Source organism: Aeribacillus sp. FSL M8-0254, assembly GCF_038008845.1.
Lineage (GTDB): Bacteria > Bacillota > Bacilli > Bacillales > Aeribacillaceae > Aeribacillus > Aeribacillus composti.
The window spans coordinates 2,494,797-2,513,360 of the sequence record NZ_JBBOZY010000001.1; the positions used below are offsets into that span (position 1 = coordinate 2,494,797).

Here is an 18,564-nt window from a genome sequence, read left to right on the forward strand (position 1 = left end):
CAGACGAGCAACTTGATTTTTAGCATGACGATGGCATTAAGCACGGGGGTGGTACATTTTATATACATCTTTTAAACGTGTTTTTGTCACATGAGTATAAATTTGCGTGGTTGAAATATCAGCATGACCTAGCATTTCTTGCACCGCTCTTAGATCAGCGCCGTTTTCAAGCAGATGGGTGGCAAAGGAATGTCGCAATGTATGAGGAGTCAATTCTTTTTGTATTCCTGCTTTAACCGCAATCGATTTTAAATTTTTCCAAAATCCTTGGCGGGAAATTCTTTTTCCATGATGGTTTAAAAATAAGGCATCCGTTTTATGCTTCTGTCTTACAAGCTTTGGCCGGCCCTTTTCCAAATATTCCTCCAGCGCTTTTGTTGCTTTTTCTCCAATCGGAACGAGGCGTTCTTTTTTCCCTTTTCCGTAGCAGCGGATAAATCCCATGATCAAATGGACGTCTGAAAGATTCAAATGAACCATTTCACTCACCCGAATACCTGTCGCATATAAAAGTTCAAGCATTGCTTTATCTCTATATCCAATCGGTGAGGTCAGCTCAGGCGTTTCAAGAAGCCGCTCCACTTCCTCAAGAGACAGCACTTTCGGAAGCTTCCGTTCAATCTGCGGTGTTTCAATATGGACGGACGGGTCTTCATCCGCAGCTTTTTCCCTTAACAAAAATTGATGGAAAGCGCGGATTGAGGCGATATGCCGGGCGATTGTCTTGCTGGATTTCCCTTGATCTTTCAAAAAATGCAAATATTGCAAAATATGATAGCGTTGAATATTTTGCACTTCTTGAATATTCAGTTTTTCGTTCAAAAATTGCTTGTACGATTTCAAGTCTCGCTCATATGAAACGATCGTATTGTTCGCAAGTCCTCTCTCAACGGTCAAATAATGAATAAAATCTTGGATATGATCGTTCAATCTTCTCTACTCCCCGTTTAAATAAAAGAATATTAAGCGATTCAGCCAATTATCGTTCTGTTCTTCCACAACGCTTGTCACCTTTACGGCAGATCCTTCAGGCTCGTCATAGCGATGGTAATCTTGATATTCCAAGTTAACCCATATAATAGCATAGTAGAACAAAATCGTAAATCCTGTAAACAAGATAAAAATTTTAAGCATATTCTTTACGGTTTTCGTCCATTTTTCCATGTTCGTCCTCCACAAGGCCATATTTTCTTATATTTAAAGATATGACCGTCTGGACAATCTTTATACGTATATAATATAAAAAAACCTTTCCCCTCGCGGAAAAGGCTTTATTCTTTCTTGTTATCTTCTTTTTCTTTTTCCTGACAGCGGTGGCATATGCCGTGAAAAGTTAGACGATGATCTTTAATTTTAAACTTCCAATCTCGTTCGACAATTTTTTCAACATCTTCTAATAAATCTTCCTGAATCTCATCAACGGAACCGCATTCCATACATACGAGATGATGGTGAAAATGAGCGGCTCCTTCCCTGCGCAAATCATATCTGGAAACCCCGTCTCCAAAGTTTATTTTATCAACAATTTTCAGCTCAGTTAACAATTCCAGCGTTCTGTACACTGTTGCGAGCCCGATCTCAGGCGATTTTTCCTTAACGAGGAGGTAAACATCTTCGGCACTTAAATGATCCTCTTCATGTTCAAGCAAAACACGAACGGTTGCTTCCCTTTGCGGGGTTAATTTATAGCTTGAAGAATGCAACTGCTTTTTTATACGCTCTATGCGGTTTTCCATGACACTTTCCCTCCCTCGCCGCATTCCTCATATATTATAACAAAATAAAAGAAAGTGTCCAACTGAAATAATTTTAAATTAAAAAATAAAATTTATATTAAATAATAATTATTATTTATAAATAAAATCGATCGTCCCTCTCATCAGGATCGGGGAAACATATGCTTCTAACATTGCAGCGAGCAATATAACGGCGATCAAGCAAGAAAATGTGACTGCATAGCCTGCAAACATTCGAAACGGCTGATCGTGGAACTTTTTTACAAAAAGCTGTCTAATGAGCTTGAAGGAAAAAGAAATTGCCGATGCGCTCATGATAAGAAACACAGGTATCAGCAGCAAATTTTGCGGCAAAACGGAAACGAATGACAGCAAAAATCCGCCCCATTTCATTTGATTTACTAAAAATCCGACTGTAAACCCAACGACCATTCCTTTTAAAAATAACATGATAAATATAATCGGCAGACCAATGATCGAAATGCCTAGAAGCCACATAAGCCCTACATATTTTGTATTGTGGAAAAAACTTTGCTTGAACATTTCAAACGAACTGGCAAGTTTTCCGTCCGATACTTGTCCAAAAAACAGGTTTAAATAATAATACAGATCTTCTTTTTGCGTAATGCTCATGCTGTTTACGATGATTGCGCCAAAAATTACTCCCATTATGAACAATATAAGCACAAATAAATAGACGGTTGATTGATCTTTCAATTGTTTTAGTAAAAAACGCTGAATATTCTGCATTTCCTATCCTCTCCTGTCTTTCTTTACTAGATTGTATGAGAGAACGGATGGTACATATTCGTATTTTTACTAGAAAAAAGAAAAGGCGCGAAAATTTACGCACCTTCCACTTTTCCGTATTTTCCTCCTCCCCCTGATTGTACATAAAGGGTGCCTTTTCTTGCCGAGATGATGGAAGCGGCGATTTTTTCCGGAACCACTTCAACAAGATCGGCGTACGGAACTTTGTGTAAAATATTCATTTCCGTTCCAAAATAATGCTTTAATTTTTTTAATGTTTTAGGGCCAATGCCAGGCAGAAAAGCTAGCGGGACTTGATGAATATAAGGGGGCCTTTTCTCCACATGTTTTGTTTTATCCCCCAGTTCTTCAACCCGCTGTTTTACACCTTTTGTAATTTTTACTCCTCCACATATTTGACAGCATCCCTCATCTGTCAAGCCTACTGTTTTTTGGCACGCTTCACAAAACGTTTCATAATACTTTCCAAGTTTCGGGTTTAATCCGTAATTCGCCTCAATTTTTCTGCCGTTTTCTTTTTTGATCGCCATCACCAATTCCTGAAACGTCGGCGCTTTTAACAACAACTTTTGATATTCCCGCCCGATTTTTGGCAATGAATGGGCGTCTGAGTTCGTTAAAAATGGATAGGAAGCTAGTTCACGAATACGGCTTGCCATGTTAGTATCGCTGCTCAAACCAAGCTCGACCGCATCGATGAGTGTTTGATCAAAAACTTCTGTCAAGCTTCGCTGAACCCCTTTTCCGTACAAGCTTTTAAAAGGAGTAAAAATATGCGCCGGAATGAACAATCCGTCCAAGCTTTTCACTTTATGCTGAAGTCTTTTCCCTTCAACATATACCCGTTGAGAGCTTAAATGAATATTTTTTAAATGGGAGCTGAGCCAATGGGAAAATTCCTTCATCTTTTCTAAAGTCGGCATAAAGCATAGAACATGGATCGGCCCATTGCAATGTTCATCAAATATTTCAAGCTCCGTACCTAAAATTAGTGTCGAATTTTGATAGCGGACTCCCCCTCCCATTAATTCCTCATACTTTCTCCTTCTGATGCCATCTTCAATTTCCTTGATTACTTCGGGGACATGGCAATCAATGATGCCAATTATATCCATACCTTTGCTCTCAGCTGCTTCTATAAAAATATTTTCAAGCGTCAGCGACTTGGCCCCCGTAATCTTTACCGGTTTTCCTGTATTTGTTCTGCCGATATGAATGTGCAAATCTGCGAAAAAAGCGTTCATATCTCCTCACTCAATTGTTTTAATGTTAAATATTGAACCGCATAAGCAGTTTTTGCATCGTAAATTTCTTTTTCTTCTATCAATTTTCTCGCTTCCTCAAGGGTTACTTCCAGCACCTCGACAAACTCGTCTTCATCCAAACTCGCTTTATTTTCCAGCTTTATCAATCCTTCAGCTAAATAAAGATGAACGAGTTCATCAGCAAAGCCCGGTGAAGTATAAAACGAAATGACATGTTTTAATGATTCACATCCATAGCCCGTTTCTTCTTCCAACTCTCTTCTTGCTGTGATTTCAGGTGACTCCCCTTTTTCAAGCTTTCCGGCAGGAATTTCCACAAGCTGGCGTTCTAAAGCTTTGCGATATTGTCTCACCATGACAATTTTCCCTTCGTTTGTAATAGGAATCACGGCAACTGCACCCGGATGCTTCACGACTTCACGTTTCGCATTTTCTCCGTTGGGGAGACGGACATCTTCCACATATACATCAATAATCTTCCCTGAAAAAATTTTTTCCTTCGCAATCGTTTCCTCGTTTAAACGGTTCATATATTCAACTCCTGTTCTATTGTCCAATCATTCTTCATACATTCTACCATAATTAAAAAGGAGGCGGAGCGATTGCTCATGTATCGGAATTATAACCGGGTTGTGATGATCGGAAAGCCGAAGGAAATTGCTTACAGCTTAAAGGAGGCAGCAAAACGATATAAAACAGTCTATGAATGGCTTCATCATGAATATGAAATATTTGCTTTTTCAAAAAGTTTATACTACTTTCAAATTAGAAGAGAAAAAGAGAGGTGATCTTTTTGAAAAAGCGCAGATTGGGAACATCCGAGCTGTATGTGAGCGAAATCGGTCTTGGATGCATGTCGCTTGGCCGCGACGAAAAGCATGCGCGTTCGCTGATTGACCAAGCGCTTGAATTGGGGATTAATTTTTTTGATACAGCAGATCTTTATGATCAAGGCCTGAATGAAGAATTTGTCGGAAGGGCTCTTAAATCGCGTCGAAACGATATCATTTTAGCAACAAAAGTAGGAAACCGGTTTGAAGTTGGCAAAGACGGATGGTGGTGGGATCCTTCCAAGAAATACATAAAGGAAGAAGTGAAAGAAAGCTTAAGACGGCTGGGTACAGACTATATCGACTTATATCAGCTTCACGGAGGAACAATCGACGACCCGATCGATGAAACGATTGAAGCGTTCGAAGAGTTAAAGCAGGAAGGCGTCATCCGCTACTACGGCATTTCTTCGATTCGGCCGAACGTTATGAAAGAATGGTTGAAACGCTCCAATATCGTTTCAATCATGATGCAATACAGCCTTCTTGACCGGCGCCCAGAAGAATGGTTTTCTTTGATTCAGGAGCATAACGTTTCTGTTATTGCCAGAGGGCCGTTGGCTCAAGGCCTCTTGACAGAGCGCCCGCTCGAAAAAGCCTCTGAGCGCGTCAAGAACAATGGGTATTTAGACTACACGTTCGATGAATTAAAAGAAGCTTTGCACAGCATCGATTCAGCATGCCCGGATCGCACTCGGACGGAAACAGCCGTAAAATATGTTCTTCATCAGCGTGTTGTAGCCTCCTGCATTGCCGGAGCGAGCAAGCAAGAGCAGCTGCTTGAAAATGTCCAAGCAGCGAAAGCAAAAGATCTGCTGGAAGAAGAATACGAAGCGCTTATAAACGCAACAAAACAGTCTCTTTATACAATCCATCGCGATTAAAACAGGCGGGGACGATCCCCGCTTATTTATTTTCGGATTCACATGGCTGTTGAAAATTCAATTTAGCTATCCAGTTGATGTTCCTGCCGAAACGGATGGGATTCGCACGATCGTGTTGCAATCTCAATGGCTAAACGATTGTTCATAGCACATAAACCGGATTTACAACTATATGTATCTGTTCATTGAACAGCGCCGCCCATTCCTATCTTGAAAAATTTTTGGACTAATATATTTTGAAATCCGTTTAAGCTTGAATATTTTCTAATGAGGGGATCGAAGCAAATTTTGCAGTGCTTTTCCGTATAAATGAAGGGGCACACAGTCTTCGCTAATATAATAAAATATCGCTAAACCGTTTTCTAACGAAAGAATAGTCCATGCTATTTCATCCGCAGATAGAGCAGAATCGTTATTCTCTTTCGACTTCAATTTTTCAATCGCCTTGGAAATTTGTTGTACCGCTTCCGTTATCATGTCAGACCATTTTCGGCGTACCGATTCTTCACGCATCGCATAAAGAAAAAATTCCATGTTAAGCATGCTCCACGTTCGATTTTTCTGCCTAACTGACAGGAAATATTCATCCATCGTTTCGATAAAATGTGAAAGCGAATGCTGTCCGTCTATGACTTGAAGAATGTTGTCCACATGCAATTGCATTTGTTGCTCCAAAATAGCTAAAAAGAGCTCTTCTTTGGAACGAAAATGGGCATATACCGCCCCTTTGCTAAATCCGGCATGTTCTGCAATTTTATCAACAGAAGCGCCGTGAAAGCCGAATCGAGCAAAGATTTCAACAGCTGACTCTAAAAGTAATTGCCGCGTTTCTTTTTTTCGCTCCTCTTGGGTTAATCTTCCTCTGACCAATTTGCTATCCTCCCTCTCTCTTGACAATCATACCATATAGCATTAACATACCAGATAGTATATAAATTCTAATCAGTATACAAATTATAATTTCTCATTATGCTGGACGCAACTATCAACAATGTCCTCCTAGATTTATAGATCATGAGTGAAAAAGGAAGAGGGGAAGAATGCGAAAAGAAGAAAGCCTTACAACACAGAAACCAACTTTGCCCCAAATTTTGGCTGAAACTTGTAAAATTGGAATTATTCAATCAAATCTCGTTCCGATGTTGGCTGGATTGACATTGGCATTGTATACGTATCAGATCAGCCTGTTTGAGAAATTGCCGGAAATGTTATTTGCTTTGATTGGATCGATTTTCGTAATGGGTGCAGCTGGAGCTTTTAACAACTTATATGACCGAGATATAGATTCTATCATGGAAAGGACGAAAAACAGACCGACTGTGACAGGAGCAATAAAGCCTAAAACAGTATTATGGCTTGGAATCTGTATGTCTATTTTAGGAATTGCAGCTCTTGCATTAACAACTCCTCTAGCAGCATTCCTAGGGTTTCTAGGTTTGTTTTTTTATGTTGTCCCATATACGATGTGGAGCAAGAGAAGAACAATTTATAATACGGAAATTGGCAGTATTTCTGGAGCAATGCCCCCTCTCATCGGATGGGCTGCTGTTCATCCGGACGTGACACATCCAGCCATTCTTGGTCTGTTTGTGATTTCAATTATTTGGCAAATGCCTCATTTTTATGCTATAGCTATTCGCAAGCACGATGAGTATAAGGCTGCGAAGGTCCCTATGCTCCCAGTTGTCAAAGGTGTTAAAAGAGCATATATACAAACGAATATTTATTTAATTATTTTAATTGCAGCAAGCTTTCTTTTTGGGCCTTTAAGCCTCGGTCTTATGCTAGTAGCCCTTCTTTTAAGCGTTCTGTGGCTTATGTTAAGCATTTTCGGCTATAAAAAAATGGATTCAGAGAAATGGGCAAAATCAATGTTTCTTTATTCTCTGTTTCATATGACAATCTTATTTTCAACTGTCATTATCTATTCTCTTGTGGGAATTCTTTTTCATTTATAAAAGAAAGCGTTTCTAAACAAATTCATGGCGGCATAATAAATGTTGGGAATTAAGGGGCTGTCCGATGAGTTCCTAAAATGAAGGATCGGGGAAAAATACTACTGTGAAAGACAAAAATAATCGAATAAAATTTGTAAATGTCCTTCATAGAGGCAATGAAGTCCAACAAGAAGCAGTTGTATATGCTGAATGTCCGTCATACAACTTTTGAAGAACCTAATGAAGAAAGAAAACATAAGAAAAGTCCTTCATAAGACTTCTGGAGGATATAAACAAGACAGGAAAAATGGTCTATCCGATAAGTCCCTAAAATGAAGGTGCTCCAAAAAGTCAGTGAACCCTGACTTTTTGGACAGCCTCCTTTCCAGCTTTTTATTTAAAATCTTCCCATTTCAAGTCGCTTTCTGCGAGCAATTCAGCAAAGCTTTTCTGTTTTTCCCGCTTTTGTTCCTCTTTTCTTTTACGCTCCAATTCCAGTTTTTTTAATTTCTCCTTTTCTTCTTCAATTTGTTTCTTCATATCTATAAGCTTTTTCGCTTTTTCTTCGCCGATCTGATCTTTGAGATTCCATGCATCTTTCATATTTTTCCCTTCCTTTGACCAATGCATGCTTTTTTATCCTAATACATCGTGAATATTCTGCATGTTTTTTTCCATCCATGCAATTGCTTCATCGATCGTGGCAAACTCTTCCGCTTCAAACGTCATTTCATCTTGAATCAGCCACACATCCTTTTTTTCATATCCCATTCCTCCTACAGACCAATGCAGAAGGGTGTACGGATGATTGTCATGGAGAAAGGACACCCATGTTTTATTTAAAGCAATGTTCTTTAAAGAAGCTAGACGTTCCTTCAATTTTGTTCCCTCATTTCACAATGCAGCTCATTCTTGGATTGTAAATTTGCATTGGACTTTTGAGCATGAATATTTGTTTTTGCCCGTGATAATCGATTTGCAATTCATCATCTAAAAAAACAAGCTTTGATCGCTCCACGTACACCGGGACAAAATTTGTATCAATTTTCATATCATCCTCATCAAGATCTTTCACAAGCCAAAGAACAGTAACACCGCTCATGACACAGCCGCAACCATCTGTATCATATTTCAGCTTTATATAGCGGTTTTCGTTCATTTCCAATATCTCTTTAAGCTTTGCTTTCGCTGCGTTTGTAAACGAAATGTTCATAGGCTGAAATCATCCTTTTTTGATTTTGCCTCCATTCTATCATATTTTAGCTCTCTCCGCTTATTGAAGCAGAATGAACATAACCGATTAACGTTTTTTAAACATTTATAGAGAAATATTGACAAACTATTAGCTGGGTTAGTTGAATAAAGTGTTGTTTTTATTTGTAAGAAATCAGCGTTATTTTCACAAGCAAATGATGACACGTCTATTTTCTTCCAATCAATATCATTGCATTCCCTAATACTTTTTTGTTCAATAAAAGCTTTGGCAGTTTCATTACTTTAGCGAGTTTGTAGCTTTTCAATTCAGATACACCATGTTTCTTTAAGGAATTTAAGAGCTCTTTTTCATCCCCAAATATTTTTTCATCCATAAACAAATCTAAAAAGACAAATCCACCACCAGGTTTTAACACTCTTAATGCCTCTTTCATTACTTTTATTTTATTTCTTTCATCTTTAACTTCATGAAATGTTAGACAACTTACAATTATATCGAATTCATCATTTTTAAAAGGCAGTTTTGTGGCACTTGCTTTCAGAAAATTTATTCGATCAGAAACCCCTTCAATTTCAGCGTTTCGTTGGCATTGATCTTTCGAATATTCCCAATCGTCGCCCCAATAATCAATTCCAGTTAATAGGGACTCAGGAAAAGCCTTTGCAAGTTTTATAATCAGTGAACCGCTGCCTTCCTATATCCAGTATTTTTCCTTGCCCATCCCAATTCACCTTGGCAACAATTAAGTCATGTATTTTTGACTGATAATTTCCCCCAAATGCTGCGAATTGGTAATAAGAATAAGAAAGATAAATGTAATATAAATTAATGGTAACGCTATAATACCTGACAAAACTCGCAGATATAAATTAATAGGTAAGAATGCCAACAAAATGAATAAAAGTGAAAAAAGCAAAAAAATTAGTAGTTTATTCATTCGAATCCAAGTTTGATACCTAGCATTTGTTTTCAAGTTATCAGCCATCCTTAAATCATAAACTGATTACCGTAGCAATTCGGTCATTGAATTGCTACGGCTCGTGTAGTTGACTAGTGAAAAGATACAGCATAAATTAAACTAATATTCATTTAATTTGGTGCTGTACCCTTTCCTTTCGTTTAAGTAAATTGTTTCACAATATCATTGTTTTATCAATCTTTATTATAATTTGCTTTAAATGATCGAACCTTTTTTAACTCTACATTCGGATGGAAAATTTCAAACTAATTTGCATTTTAAGCCATTTTGACTATTCAGGTTGTAAAATATATAGCGGAAATAGGTGTTGTTTAAGAACTTGTCTGAGCGGTTCTGTGAGGAGTTTTAACGACGAATGGGTTTGAGGAACTTCTCTGAACGATTTTTATTTTAGGAGGAAATAACATGGAAGTTTTTGTAAAATATTTAGCAGGTATCGATAACCCCGACCACCGCGACCGAACAGAGGAAATTTTGGCGTGGGTTGCTAATAAATTTCCAAATTTGAAACCGCAAATCAAGTGGAACAAACCCACATTTACCGATCACGGCACATACATCATTATGTTTGCCGCAGCAAAGAATCATTTGAGCATTTTACCCGAAGAAAAAACAATGGTGCATTTTGCTGATGCAATCGTTCAAGCTGGCTACAGCGCTTCTTCACGCTTGTTCCGAATTCAATGGTCTGAACCAGTTAATTACGAATTGCTTGAGAAAATAATTGAATTTAATATCAAGGATAAGGCTGAGAATTCGAATTTTTGGCGGAAATAGCATAATATCGAAGGAGGAAGACATGGAAGTTTTTGCAAAATATTTAGCAGGTATTGATAACCCCAGCCACCGCGACCGAACAGAGGAAATTTTGGCGTGGGTTGCCAATAAATTTCCAAATTTGAAACCGCAAATCAAGTGGAATACGCCAATGTTTACCGATCACGGCACATTTATCATCGGCTTTTCCACAGCGAAGCATCATTTGAGCGTTTCACCTGAAGAAAAGACAATGATGCATTTTGCCGATGAAATCGCCCAAGCTGGCTACAGCGCTACCAAAGGCTTGTTTCGAATTCCGTGGAATGAGCCGGTAAATTACGAGTTGCTGGAGAAAATGATTGAATTTAATATTCAGGATAAAGCAGACTGTTCAACTTTTTGGCGGAAATAGAATAGGATAGCCCTTAGAAAGCCTGTGAGGGCTTCTGAGAGGCTTTAAGGAGTTGATAGCTATACAAAACTATGCTCCCCACGCTTTTACATGCCCCAACACTCTTGTTGTGGACTCCCTGACACAGCTAATGTTAAAGTTTGGGGTGCCTCCTTTTTTAATAAGTGTAAATTATTACAGGAGCTAAGAAAATAATTCTCTTACTTATTCCAGAAAATGACCCTATAGTGGCAGAGTGAAACTTAATTGTTTTTAGTTAACCGTGAATGTCACTTATTCACTAACGGGTGCTTTTTTAGTGAAAGAAAAATTAATTGATTTTAAGATTGAGATCATGTTTTAGTTATTCCATTATAGGACGCCGCCGGGCGCACGCAAAAAGCCCAATTTCTCAAATTTTTAGAAATTGGGCTGTTAATTATCGTCATTTTCTAAGCGTTGTAAATCTGCATTTTCCTGACCTTACGCTACCCCTATTAAATTTGTATTTCTAATGCTGTTTTCTTAGTATTGCTCAATTTCAATAATATCTCCTAATTTTAAAACATGTTTTTTAGTCAAGTAATCAACAATTCGTAATTCTCTTTTTAGCTGATCGATATAATGAATATTGCCGACAAGCTTCTTTATTTCACCTTTTTGATAATAGGTGAATTGTAGAGTAATGTTCTCTTCCATAGCCTCACAGATAACTTCATTAAATTCTTCATATTTTTGTTCATCTAAAACCGGTTTTTCGACTTTATCTAAACTTTCATTGTATTCCCTTAGTAATTTCACATGCTCGGGCAGCATCATAGCTGTCCATTTTATGCTTCCACGATCCTGAATCATTGTTTATCCCATCCTTTGCTTTCTTTTCTTCATATTCGTTACGCATAATGCCCGCCGATCAGCTTGTTGCGGTGAAGACTCGTTCCTGCCTTCGTATACGAAACAGCGCGCAGCAGTGCATTGGAGCCGTGCTTGTTCCGAATCGCATCCATTACATATCCTAAACGATGCTCTTTTATGCGGTTCGGTCGAAACAAATCAAGCTGCATGCCGCTGTCTTTTTCCACGTTGGAAAGAGAGATGGAAATTTTTCTGACTGTCTTTCCCTCATAAAAACGATCAAACAGCGAAAGGCAGGCTCGATAAAGATCCATCGTAATATTTGTTGAGACATCCATCGTTTTTGAACGGTAAAATCCTCCTCCGCCTTCCTTTTGGCTGTAGCCGATTCCAAGGCTGATTGTTCTCCCCGCCATCCGGTGTTCCCTCGCTCTTTTTGCCACTTCCTCGCACATTTCTAAGATGACGCATTTCACCTCTTCGGGGTCCGGATAGTCGCGAAGCAATATTTGATTTTTTCCAAAACTGATTTGCCCCAGCATAATCGGAGAGCCTATGTCGGAAAGATCTATTCCCCATGCGTGGTAATAAAGCTGATTCCCCATGACGCCGAACTTCTTTTCAAGGAGCTCTAACGGATAATTTGCGAGCTGACCGACTGTAAAAATTCCCATTCGATTTAACGTTTTTTCAAGTCTTGCCCCAATCCCCCACATCTTACGCAACGGCTTGATGCTCCACAGCTTCGTTTTGACATCATCATACGTCCATTCCGCTATACCTTTCTTTTTCGCCTCCAAATCTAGACAAAGCTTCGCCATCAATATGTTTGGACCGATCCCGACCGCACATGGGAGAGAAAATTCATTTCGTAAATCTTCCACAATTTTTTCGGCCAGACTATGCGCATCCCCCCAAAGTCTTTCTGTTCCATCTGCAGTAATAAAACATTCATCTACGCTGTAAACATGGATGTTTTCTTTCGGAACATAGCGGTTCAGCAGCCGAGTAATTTCAGCAGAAATCCGTAAATACGTCGCCATTTTCGGAGTGATGAGGCGGATGCGGGGGTCGTTTGGAATTTGAAATAAGCGGGATCCGGTTTGAATTCCGAAATCTTCCTTCAGTTTTGGTGAAGCGGCCAATACAATGCTTCCTGTCCGCTCTTTGTCCCCAACGATAGCAATGTGGGCTGTTAAAGGATCAAGCCCCAGCATGACCGCCGCACAGCTCGCATAAAAGCTTTTCATATCGATGCATAATATATGCCGGTTTGGAAACGATTCATAATTCATTCCATCATCCCCTCATGAGAATGTATGTTCGGTTTTATTTTATTTTTATTGTATAGGAATATACGTTCGGTTTCAATGGGAATTTGCGCCATTTTTCGCGGTACAAAAGGAGCATAACAACGAAGTACGGCATCGAAAAACAGATATTAAGCTTGGAAAGCTTATTCAAAATACAGCCGCGTTTTTTAGAAGATTTAAGTTGGTGACAAATCGGTGAACGAGCTGAATTTTTTGTCAAAATAAAAAGACGCTTGATGCGCCTTTTCAGAAGTGAGAGCGGAGATTTTAGAGAAAAGTCCGCCTTCAGCTTTCTGTTCATTTCCTGCATCATGCTCCCGGTCATTTTTGCCGAAACAAATTTCCGGCAACTTTTTCAAATAGGGAGGGCATGAGACGATAAACAAGCCCGCCAAGCTCCATCCAAACAGGCATATTAATTTCCCGTTTATTTGTCAGCATCGCGCTCACGATTTTTTGTGCAACAGCTTCCGGATTAAGCATCCAGCGTTGGACGTTTTTCACATAATCCCCTGACGTATCGGCAAGATTGAAAAAATCCGTTTCAATTGGACCCGGATTGACAGATGTTACAAAAATCCCGCGGTCCGCCACTTCCATCCGCAAGCTGTTCGTAAAGCCTAAAACAGCATGTTTTGTAGCAGAATAGATGCTTGATTTCGGAGTAGCTATTTTGCCAGCCTGAGAGGCGACATTAATAATATGCCCTTCCCGTTGGGTCAGCATCTTCGGAAGAACCAGCTTTGTCGCAGCAATTAATCCGAACACATTTACTTTAAACATTTGCTGCATCTCTTCGAATGTTGCTTCCTCTGCATTTCGAAAAATGCCAAAACCAGCATTATTGACTAAAACATCCACTCGGTCAAAATTCTCTGTGATGTCCGTAAATACTTCGGAAACTGCGTCAAGGTCACTGACATCCAGTTCGTAATATGTACAAGAAATAGAGTGAGAGGCTTGAAGCTCATCCGAAAGTTTCTTGAGACGATCCTTCCTCCTAGCCAGCAAAACTAAATGTCCACCGCTTTCTGCAACGATCCTTGCGATTTTTTCCCCGATCCCGCTCGATGCCCCCGTAATAACTACCAATCGATCTTTAAGCCGCGAATTCATTTATTTGTCACCTCTTCGTTGCGCGGAAAAAAGTAAAACGCCATTTTCTATTCTTTTGTTAATTTTTCCATATTGTTCTAAATAATCAAGCTGAGCAACAGTTTCTGATATAGCAAATAAAAGCTCTTGTTGATAAGCAGACGGAAAAAGAAGCTTGCAAAGAGCAAACACCGTCATTTCCTGTTTTTCTAAATGCTTTAATACGGTGAGCGCGCGTTCATGCTGTTTGTCTAAACGGTTCCGAATCAACAGGTGAGGATCGAAAAATTCATCTTTATGACCCGGAAAGACAACAGAAATCGGAATATGCAAAAGCTTTTTCAAAGATTCATTATATTGCAGCTGAGGTTTTGGACGCTCTTTTCCTTCATACGGCATTTCAAGAACAGGATTGGAGGAAATGGTTTTCAGCAAATGATCGCCGCCGATCATTCGGCAGTCTTCCTCATTGTACAAAACGATATGGCTTTGGGCATGTCCAGGAGTCTCAATGACTGTAAACCCAGGCATCCCGTCTATTTCATCTCCTTCTTGAATGGAGGAGGTCAGCGGATGATTGCGTGGATATAAGGAAAGATCAAGATGATCTAAGTGTGACTTAAACGACTCTGGGACGGCAAACTGCTTCAACAATTCTAAAAAAAATTCCTTTTGCCGATCAAAAAAACGCACATCATGAGAAAGCCAAGGAGCAAGCAAACGATGGCCCAAAACACGAAGATCGCCATCTAAAAAATCGAGCAAACCGATATGGTCAGGATGATGGTGGGTAAGAATGACTTGCTCAATATCCTCAGGCACAAGCCCTATTTCCTTCAGCTTATGTTCAAAAACTCTCCACGCTTCCTCCGTTTTCATCCCTGCATCCACTAATGTCAATGCGTCCCCTTTTACAACATACACGTTCACATCTTTAATCGGATAAGGTATAGGGATCGTTATTTTATAAATTGCATCTTTGCTGAACATTTTTGCAAACCGCCTTTAATTTTTTAATATAACTTATTTTACACATGATAAATCAATTTGTCATTTTATTCAAATAATTCATAAGTATACTTGACAAGCCGTAGGAACTGATAAAAAATTAATTCTACAACGCTTTTAGAATTTAAGGCAGGGAAACATTTCATCATACAAGCCTATCCAAAGCATGCGCTTCTGTTGCTTAACAGATGAATAGTAAAACGTTTTCTCGCTACCTTTCCAACTGAATCTCTTCTCTTTTAAACTAAGTTTATAGGGAAGAAGTTCAAAAGAAACATATAAAACGATCAGGAAGGAGTCTCTTTTTATGTACAAGTTTGGATTTATCGGAGCCGGATCTATGGCGGAAGCTATTATATCCGGATTGATCAACGGGAACAAGTGCCGGAGAGAAGAGATCGTTGTGACAAACCGTTCCAATGAAAAGCGGCTCGAGGAGCTGCAAAAAACATACGGCGTCACGATGACAAAAGATAAAAAGCATTTGTTTGACAACACAAAAACGATTTTTTTCGCGATGAAGCCGAAGGACGTTGACGAGGCAGTAAAAACAGTCCGCGAATACGCAACAGAAAACCATCTTGTTATTTCCATGCTCGCAGGCGTTTCAACGAAAGCAATTGAAACATTATTCAACAAACGTATTCCCGTCATTCGAGCAATGCCGAATACGTCCGCTACCATCAGACAATCAGCAACCGCCTTGGCACAAGGACAATATGCAACGGATGGTGACCTGTCAGCAGCTGTTGAACTGTTTCAATTGATCGGAACAGTTGAAATTGTTGAAGAAGACAAGCTCGATGCCGTCACAGGACTGGCAGGAAGCGGACCAGCCTATATTTATTACATAGTAGAAGCAATGGAAAAAGCAGCAGAAGAAATCGGGTTAGAAAAGTCCATGGCGCGCTCCCTCATTGTTCAAACACTTTATGGGGCAGCATTAATGTTAAAAACGTCTGACAAAGAGCCGTCTACTCTAAGAAAAGAAATAATGAGCCCAGGCGGCACAACTGAAGCCGGCTTAAGCGTCTTAAACGATCATCACGTAGATGAAGCTATTATAAGCTGTGTGAAACGGGCAGTCGAACGGTCAAAAGAATTAAACAGCGCTTTGGAGGAAAAACTGGTGAACGAACAATAATCTGAAATCGGATTCGGGTTCAGCGAGCAATACTGAACCCCTTTTTTATATTTACCAAGCAGATCATATGACAAAAATAATCATAATTGCTAAAATTTCAAAGGAAATATTTAGGGAGGCGAATAAAAGATGAAAGACCGATTATTATTTTCTCCATTTACGATTAAAGATGTCACATTGAAAAATCGAATTGTCATGTCGCCGATGTGCATGTACTCCGCCGCAAATAAAAAAGGATTTCTTGAAGATTTTCATTTCACACATTACATTTCAAGAGCGGTAGGACAGGTGGGCCTCATCATTCTTGAAGCAACAGCTGTTACGCCGGAAGGCAGAATTTCTGAATTGGACCTCGGTATATGGGAAGATGACCATATTATAAAATTGGCTGAACTTGTGCAGCAAATCAAATCATACGGAGCGAAAACAGGTATCCAGCTTGCTCATGCAGGAAGAAAGTCAAATGTGAGCGGAGACATATTCGCCCCATCTTCAATTCCTTTTGATCAAAACAGCCGTACACCGAAAGAACTGACAAAAGAACAAATAAAAGAAACGGTTGAAAAATTTCAATTAGGAGCAAAACGAGCTAAGGACGCAGGCTTTGATATCATCGAAATCCATGCTGCCCACGGTTATCTCATTAACGAATTTTTATCTCCGCTATCAAACAAGCGCAATGATGAGTACGGAGGAAGCTTAGAGAACCGCTACCGGTTTTTAAAAGAGGTTATCCAAGCCGTAAGGAAAGTGTGGGAAGGCCCGTTGTTTGTTCGTGTTTCCGCCAGTGACTATGTTGAAGGCGGATCGACGATAAATGATTACATACAAATTGCTAAATGGCTGAAAGAGGATGGTGTCGATTTGATTGATGTCAGCTCAGGAGGGCTTGTCCCGGCAAATATAGATGTTTATCCCGGGTACCAAGTGCCATTTAGCGAAAAAATCAGACAGGAAGCAAACATCAAAACAGGGGCAGTCGGCTTAATTACTTCACCTTTGCAGGCGGAAGAGATTTTAAAAAACAACCGGGCGGATCTTATTTTTGTCGCCCGCGAATTATTGAGAAATCCATATTGGCCTTACCATGCAGCTAATGAACTAAACGCAAAAATTGAATCGCCGACACAATATGAACGCGGATGGCGCGTATAAAAGAAGAAGCTGTCTCAAAAAAGCCTTTTGAGGCAGCTTTTGTTTGCATATTGCATTTTCCAAAGCATACAGTGAGTGTTGAATCAACATATCATTCTTTCATTGCCGCAACCGAAAAAATTTTGAAAGTTCAGAGATTCTATAAGAATCATGTCGACGATTTTTTTGCCCGATTATAGGACTAAATATGCCTGTAGACGATTCTTTTATTCTATGTAAAAAAGGCGGCGAAAGTTTCATTTTTGGCATCCCCATACCATTTTTTCTACTTTTTAGGAATTGGGACACATAAAAAGTCATGAGCAAGGTTTGCTTCAGGAAATACAGCCCTTGCTTCAGCCAGAAGCATTTGACAATCCTCTTCGCCTTGATATCGCGAGCTAATATGCGTCAGCCATAACGTTTTTGCGTTTGCCTCTAAAGCAATTTGCGCTGCTTGAACTGTTGTCGAATGAAAATAATTGTAGGCCAAAAGCTCTTCATCCTTTGCAAATGTCGCCTCATGCACTAAAACATCCGCATCCTTTGATAATTCGACGCTTTGCTTGCAATATCTTGTATCACCCAAAATCGAAACAATCCGACCTTTTTTGACAGGACCTAAAAAATCTTTTCCATTCAAAACTCTTCCATCAGCAAGTTGGACTGTTTCGCCATTTTTTAATTTTTTGTATATAGGTCCTGGTTTTACTCCAATTTCTTTTAATCGATCCGCTAAAAGTGTTCCGGGCAGATCCTTCTCTATAATCCGATAACCGAATGAAGGGATGCCGTGCTCCAATTTCTTTACCTTAACGATGAATTGATCATCCTCAAAAACGGTTTCATCGTCAAATATTTCTTTTGTGATAAGCGGATATTTAAGATGAGTAAAGCTTAACTTCAAAGTTTGTTCCACAAATTCTTTAATGCCGGGAGGACCGTAAATTACGAGCGGGCTCTCGGCGCCATGAAAGGATCTTGTTCCTAACAAACCGGGAAGTCCGTATATATGATCACCATGCAAATGCGTAATAAAAATTTTTTCAATTTTTGCCGGTTTGATGTTCGTATATAAAATCCGGTGCTGTGTCGCCTCGCCGCAATCAAACAGCCAAATAGAACCGCGTTCTTCAAGCAATTCAAGCGCAATGGAAGACACATTTCGATGTTTGGCCGGCAGACCAGCACCTGTTCCTAAAAAATAAAGATTCAACGTTCGCTCCTCCAAATGTCTTTTTATCTGT

Annotated in this window: 22 protein-coding genes and 1 pseudogene; 7 read left to right on the top strand and 16 right to left on the bottom strand. The window is 39.5% G+C overall.

The genetic code is table 11. From position 1 onward, the window contains the following. Positions 1-36: 36 nt before the first annotated feature. From xerD to NSQ44_RS12120, 6 genes are all read right to left on the bottom strand, one after another. The gene (xerD, locus tag NSQ44_RS12095) at positions 37-930 is read right to left on the bottom strand and encodes a site-specific tyrosine recombinase XerD (RefSeq protein ID WP_063388336.1); all 894 of its coding nucleotides are present in this window, start codon (positions 928-930) and stop codon (positions 37-39) included. A 6-nt stretch (positions 931-936) separates the two neighbouring features. Next, positions 937-1,164, bottom strand: a complete 228-nt coding sequence (locus NSQ44_RS12100; protein ID WP_063388337.1) for a YqzK family protein — start codon at positions 1,162-1,164, stop codon at positions 937-939. 107 nt (positions 1,165-1,271) lie between these two features. Further along, positions 1,272-1,736 (bottom strand): ferric iron uptake transcriptional regulator, encoded by a 465-nt coding sequence (gene fur / locus NSQ44_RS12105; protein WP_063388338.1) that lies wholly within the window; start codon positions 1,734-1,736, stop codon positions 1,272-1,274. A gap of 111 nt (positions 1,737-1,847) precedes the next feature. Then, positions 1,848-2,486, bottom strand: a complete 639-nt coding sequence (spoIIM, locus tag NSQ44_RS12110; RefSeq protein WP_066247667.1) for a stage II sporulation protein M — start codon at positions 2,484-2,486, stop codon at positions 1,848-1,850. 95 nt (positions 2,487-2,581) lie between these two features. Further along, on the bottom strand, positions 2,582-3,751 hold the full coding sequence (locus NSQ44_RS12115; protein ID WP_340857159.1) for a TIGR00375 family protein: 1,170 nt from the start codon (positions 3,749-3,751) through the stop codon (positions 2,582-2,584). Beyond that, a complete protein-coding gene (locus tag NSQ44_RS12120; RefSeq protein WP_063388341.1) occupies positions 3,748-4,302 on the bottom strand; it encodes an NUDIX hydrolase in 555 nt (184 codons plus the stop codon). Before NSQ44_RS12120 ends, NSQ44_RS12115 begins: the two co-directional genes overlap by 4 nt. A 78-nt stretch (positions 4,303-4,380) precedes the next feature. Between NSQ44_RS12120 and mciZ the strand changes: the two genes are divergently transcribed. After that, positions 4,381-4,560, top strand: a complete 180-nt coding sequence (gene mciZ / locus NSQ44_RS12125; RefSeq protein WP_340858256.1) for a Z-ring formation inhibitor MciZ — start codon at positions 4,381-4,383, stop codon at positions 4,558-4,560. A gap of 5 nt (positions 4,561-4,565) precedes the next feature. Then, positions 4,566-5,486, top strand: a complete 921-nt coding sequence (locus NSQ44_RS12130; RefSeq protein WP_340857160.1) for an aldo/keto reductase — start codon at positions 4,566-4,568, stop codon at positions 5,484-5,486. Between the two features lie 264 nt (positions 5,487-5,750). On the opposite strand, the gene NSQ44_RS12135 is transcribed toward NSQ44_RS12130, so the two are convergent. Further along, positions 5,751-6,356, bottom strand: coding sequence for a TetR/AcrR family transcriptional regulator (locus NSQ44_RS12135; protein ID WP_340857161.1), 606 nt, complete (start codon positions 6,354-6,356; stop codon positions 5,751-5,753). A 170-nt stretch (positions 6,357-6,526) separates the two neighbouring features. Here NSQ44_RS12135 and cyoE point away from each other — a divergent pair, with 170 nt between their 5' ends. Beyond that, positions 6,527-7,444, top strand: a complete 918-nt coding sequence (cyoE, locus tag NSQ44_RS12140) for a heme o synthase (protein ID WP_063388344.1) — start codon at positions 6,527-6,529, stop codon at positions 7,442-7,444. Positions 7,445-7,816: 372 nt separating this feature from the next. Here the strand turns inward: cyoE and NSQ44_RS12145 are convergent, their stop codons facing one another. The 4 genes and pseudogenes from NSQ44_RS12145 to NSQ44_RS12160 all read right to left on the bottom strand — a co-directional run bounded on the left by NSQ44_RS12145 (position 7,817) and on the right by NSQ44_RS12160 (position 9,624). After that, on the bottom strand, positions 7,817-8,053 hold the full coding sequence (locus NSQ44_RS12145) for a DUF3886 domain-containing protein (RefSeq protein ID WP_063388345.1): 237 nt from the start codon (positions 8,051-8,053) through the stop codon (positions 7,817-7,819). A gap of 6 nt (positions 8,054-8,059) precedes the next feature. After that, positions 8,060-8,302 (bottom strand): DUF2552 family protein, encoded by a 243-nt coding sequence (locus tag NSQ44_RS12150; RefSeq protein ID WP_063388346.1) that lies wholly within the window; start codon positions 8,300-8,302, stop codon positions 8,060-8,062. Positions 8,303-8,312: 10 nt separating this feature from the next. Further along, a complete protein-coding gene (locus NSQ44_RS12155) occupies positions 8,313-8,636 on the bottom strand; it encodes an iron-sulfur cluster biosynthesis family protein (RefSeq protein ID WP_066247658.1) in 324 nt (107 codons plus the stop codon). Between the two features lie 208 nt (positions 8,637-8,844). After that, a pseudogene (locus NSQ44_RS12160) lies at positions 8,845-9,624 on the bottom strand (class I SAM-dependent methyltransferase). A 399-nt stretch (positions 9,625-10,023) separates the two neighbouring features. Between NSQ44_RS12160 and NSQ44_RS12165 the strand changes: the two are divergent. Both NSQ44_RS12165 and NSQ44_RS12170 read left to right on the top strand, forming a co-directional pair. Beyond that, complete coding sequence (locus NSQ44_RS12165) at positions 10,024-10,395, top strand: iron chaperone (RefSeq protein ID WP_340857162.1); 372 nt, start codon at positions 10,024-10,026, stop codon at positions 10,393-10,395. Between the two features lie 22 nt (positions 10,396-10,417). Then, a complete protein-coding gene (locus NSQ44_RS12170) occupies positions 10,418-10,789 on the top strand; it encodes an iron chaperone (protein WP_063388350.1) in 372 nt (123 codons plus the stop codon). A gap of 504 nt (positions 10,790-11,293) precedes the next feature. Here the strand turns inward: NSQ44_RS12170 and NSQ44_RS12175 are convergent. The 4 genes from NSQ44_RS12175 to NSQ44_RS12190 all read right to left on the bottom strand — a co-directional run bounded on the left by NSQ44_RS12175 (position 11,294) and on the right by NSQ44_RS12190 (position 15,021). Next, a complete protein-coding gene (locus NSQ44_RS12175) occupies positions 11,294-11,623 on the bottom strand; it encodes a YolD-like family protein (protein ID WP_063388351.1) in 330 nt (109 codons plus the stop codon). A 38-nt stretch (positions 11,624-11,661) separates the two neighbouring features. After that, positions 11,662-12,918, bottom strand: a complete 1,257-nt coding sequence (locus NSQ44_RS12180) for a Y-family DNA polymerase (RefSeq protein ID WP_340857163.1) — start codon at positions 12,916-12,918, stop codon at positions 11,662-11,664. 339 nt (positions 12,919-13,257) lie between these two features. Next, a complete protein-coding gene (locus NSQ44_RS12185; RefSeq protein WP_340857164.1) occupies positions 13,258-14,052 on the bottom strand; it encodes an SDR family NAD(P)-dependent oxidoreductase in 795 nt (264 codons plus the stop codon). Further along, on the bottom strand, positions 14,053-15,021 hold the full coding sequence (locus tag NSQ44_RS12190; RefSeq protein ID WP_340857165.1) for an MBL fold metallo-hydrolase: 969 nt from the start codon (positions 15,019-15,021) through the stop codon (positions 14,053-14,055). Between the two features lie 325 nt (positions 15,022-15,346). Between NSQ44_RS12190 and proC the strand changes: the two genes are divergently transcribed. Continuing rightward, positions 15,347-16,183 carry a pyrroline-5-carboxylate reductase gene (gene proC, locus NSQ44_RS12195; RefSeq protein ID WP_094246174.1) on the top strand — a complete coding sequence of 279 codons (837 nt, stop codon included), beginning with the start codon at positions 15,347-15,349 and terminating at the stop codon, positions 16,181-16,183. A gap of 129 nt (positions 16,184-16,312) precedes the next feature. After that, complete coding sequence (gene namA, locus NSQ44_RS12200) at positions 16,313-17,338, top strand: NADPH dehydrogenase NamA (RefSeq protein WP_340857166.1); 1,026 nt, start codon at positions 16,313-16,315, stop codon at positions 17,336-17,338. 265 nt (positions 17,339-17,603) lie between these two features. Here namA and rnz read toward each other — a convergent pair whose 3' ends face one another. Beyond that, positions 17,604-18,533 (bottom strand): ribonuclease Z, encoded by a 930-nt coding sequence (rnz, locus tag NSQ44_RS12205; protein WP_327848152.1) that lies wholly within the window; start codon positions 18,531-18,533, stop codon positions 17,604-17,606. Positions 18,534-18,564 lie beyond the last annotated feature (31 nt).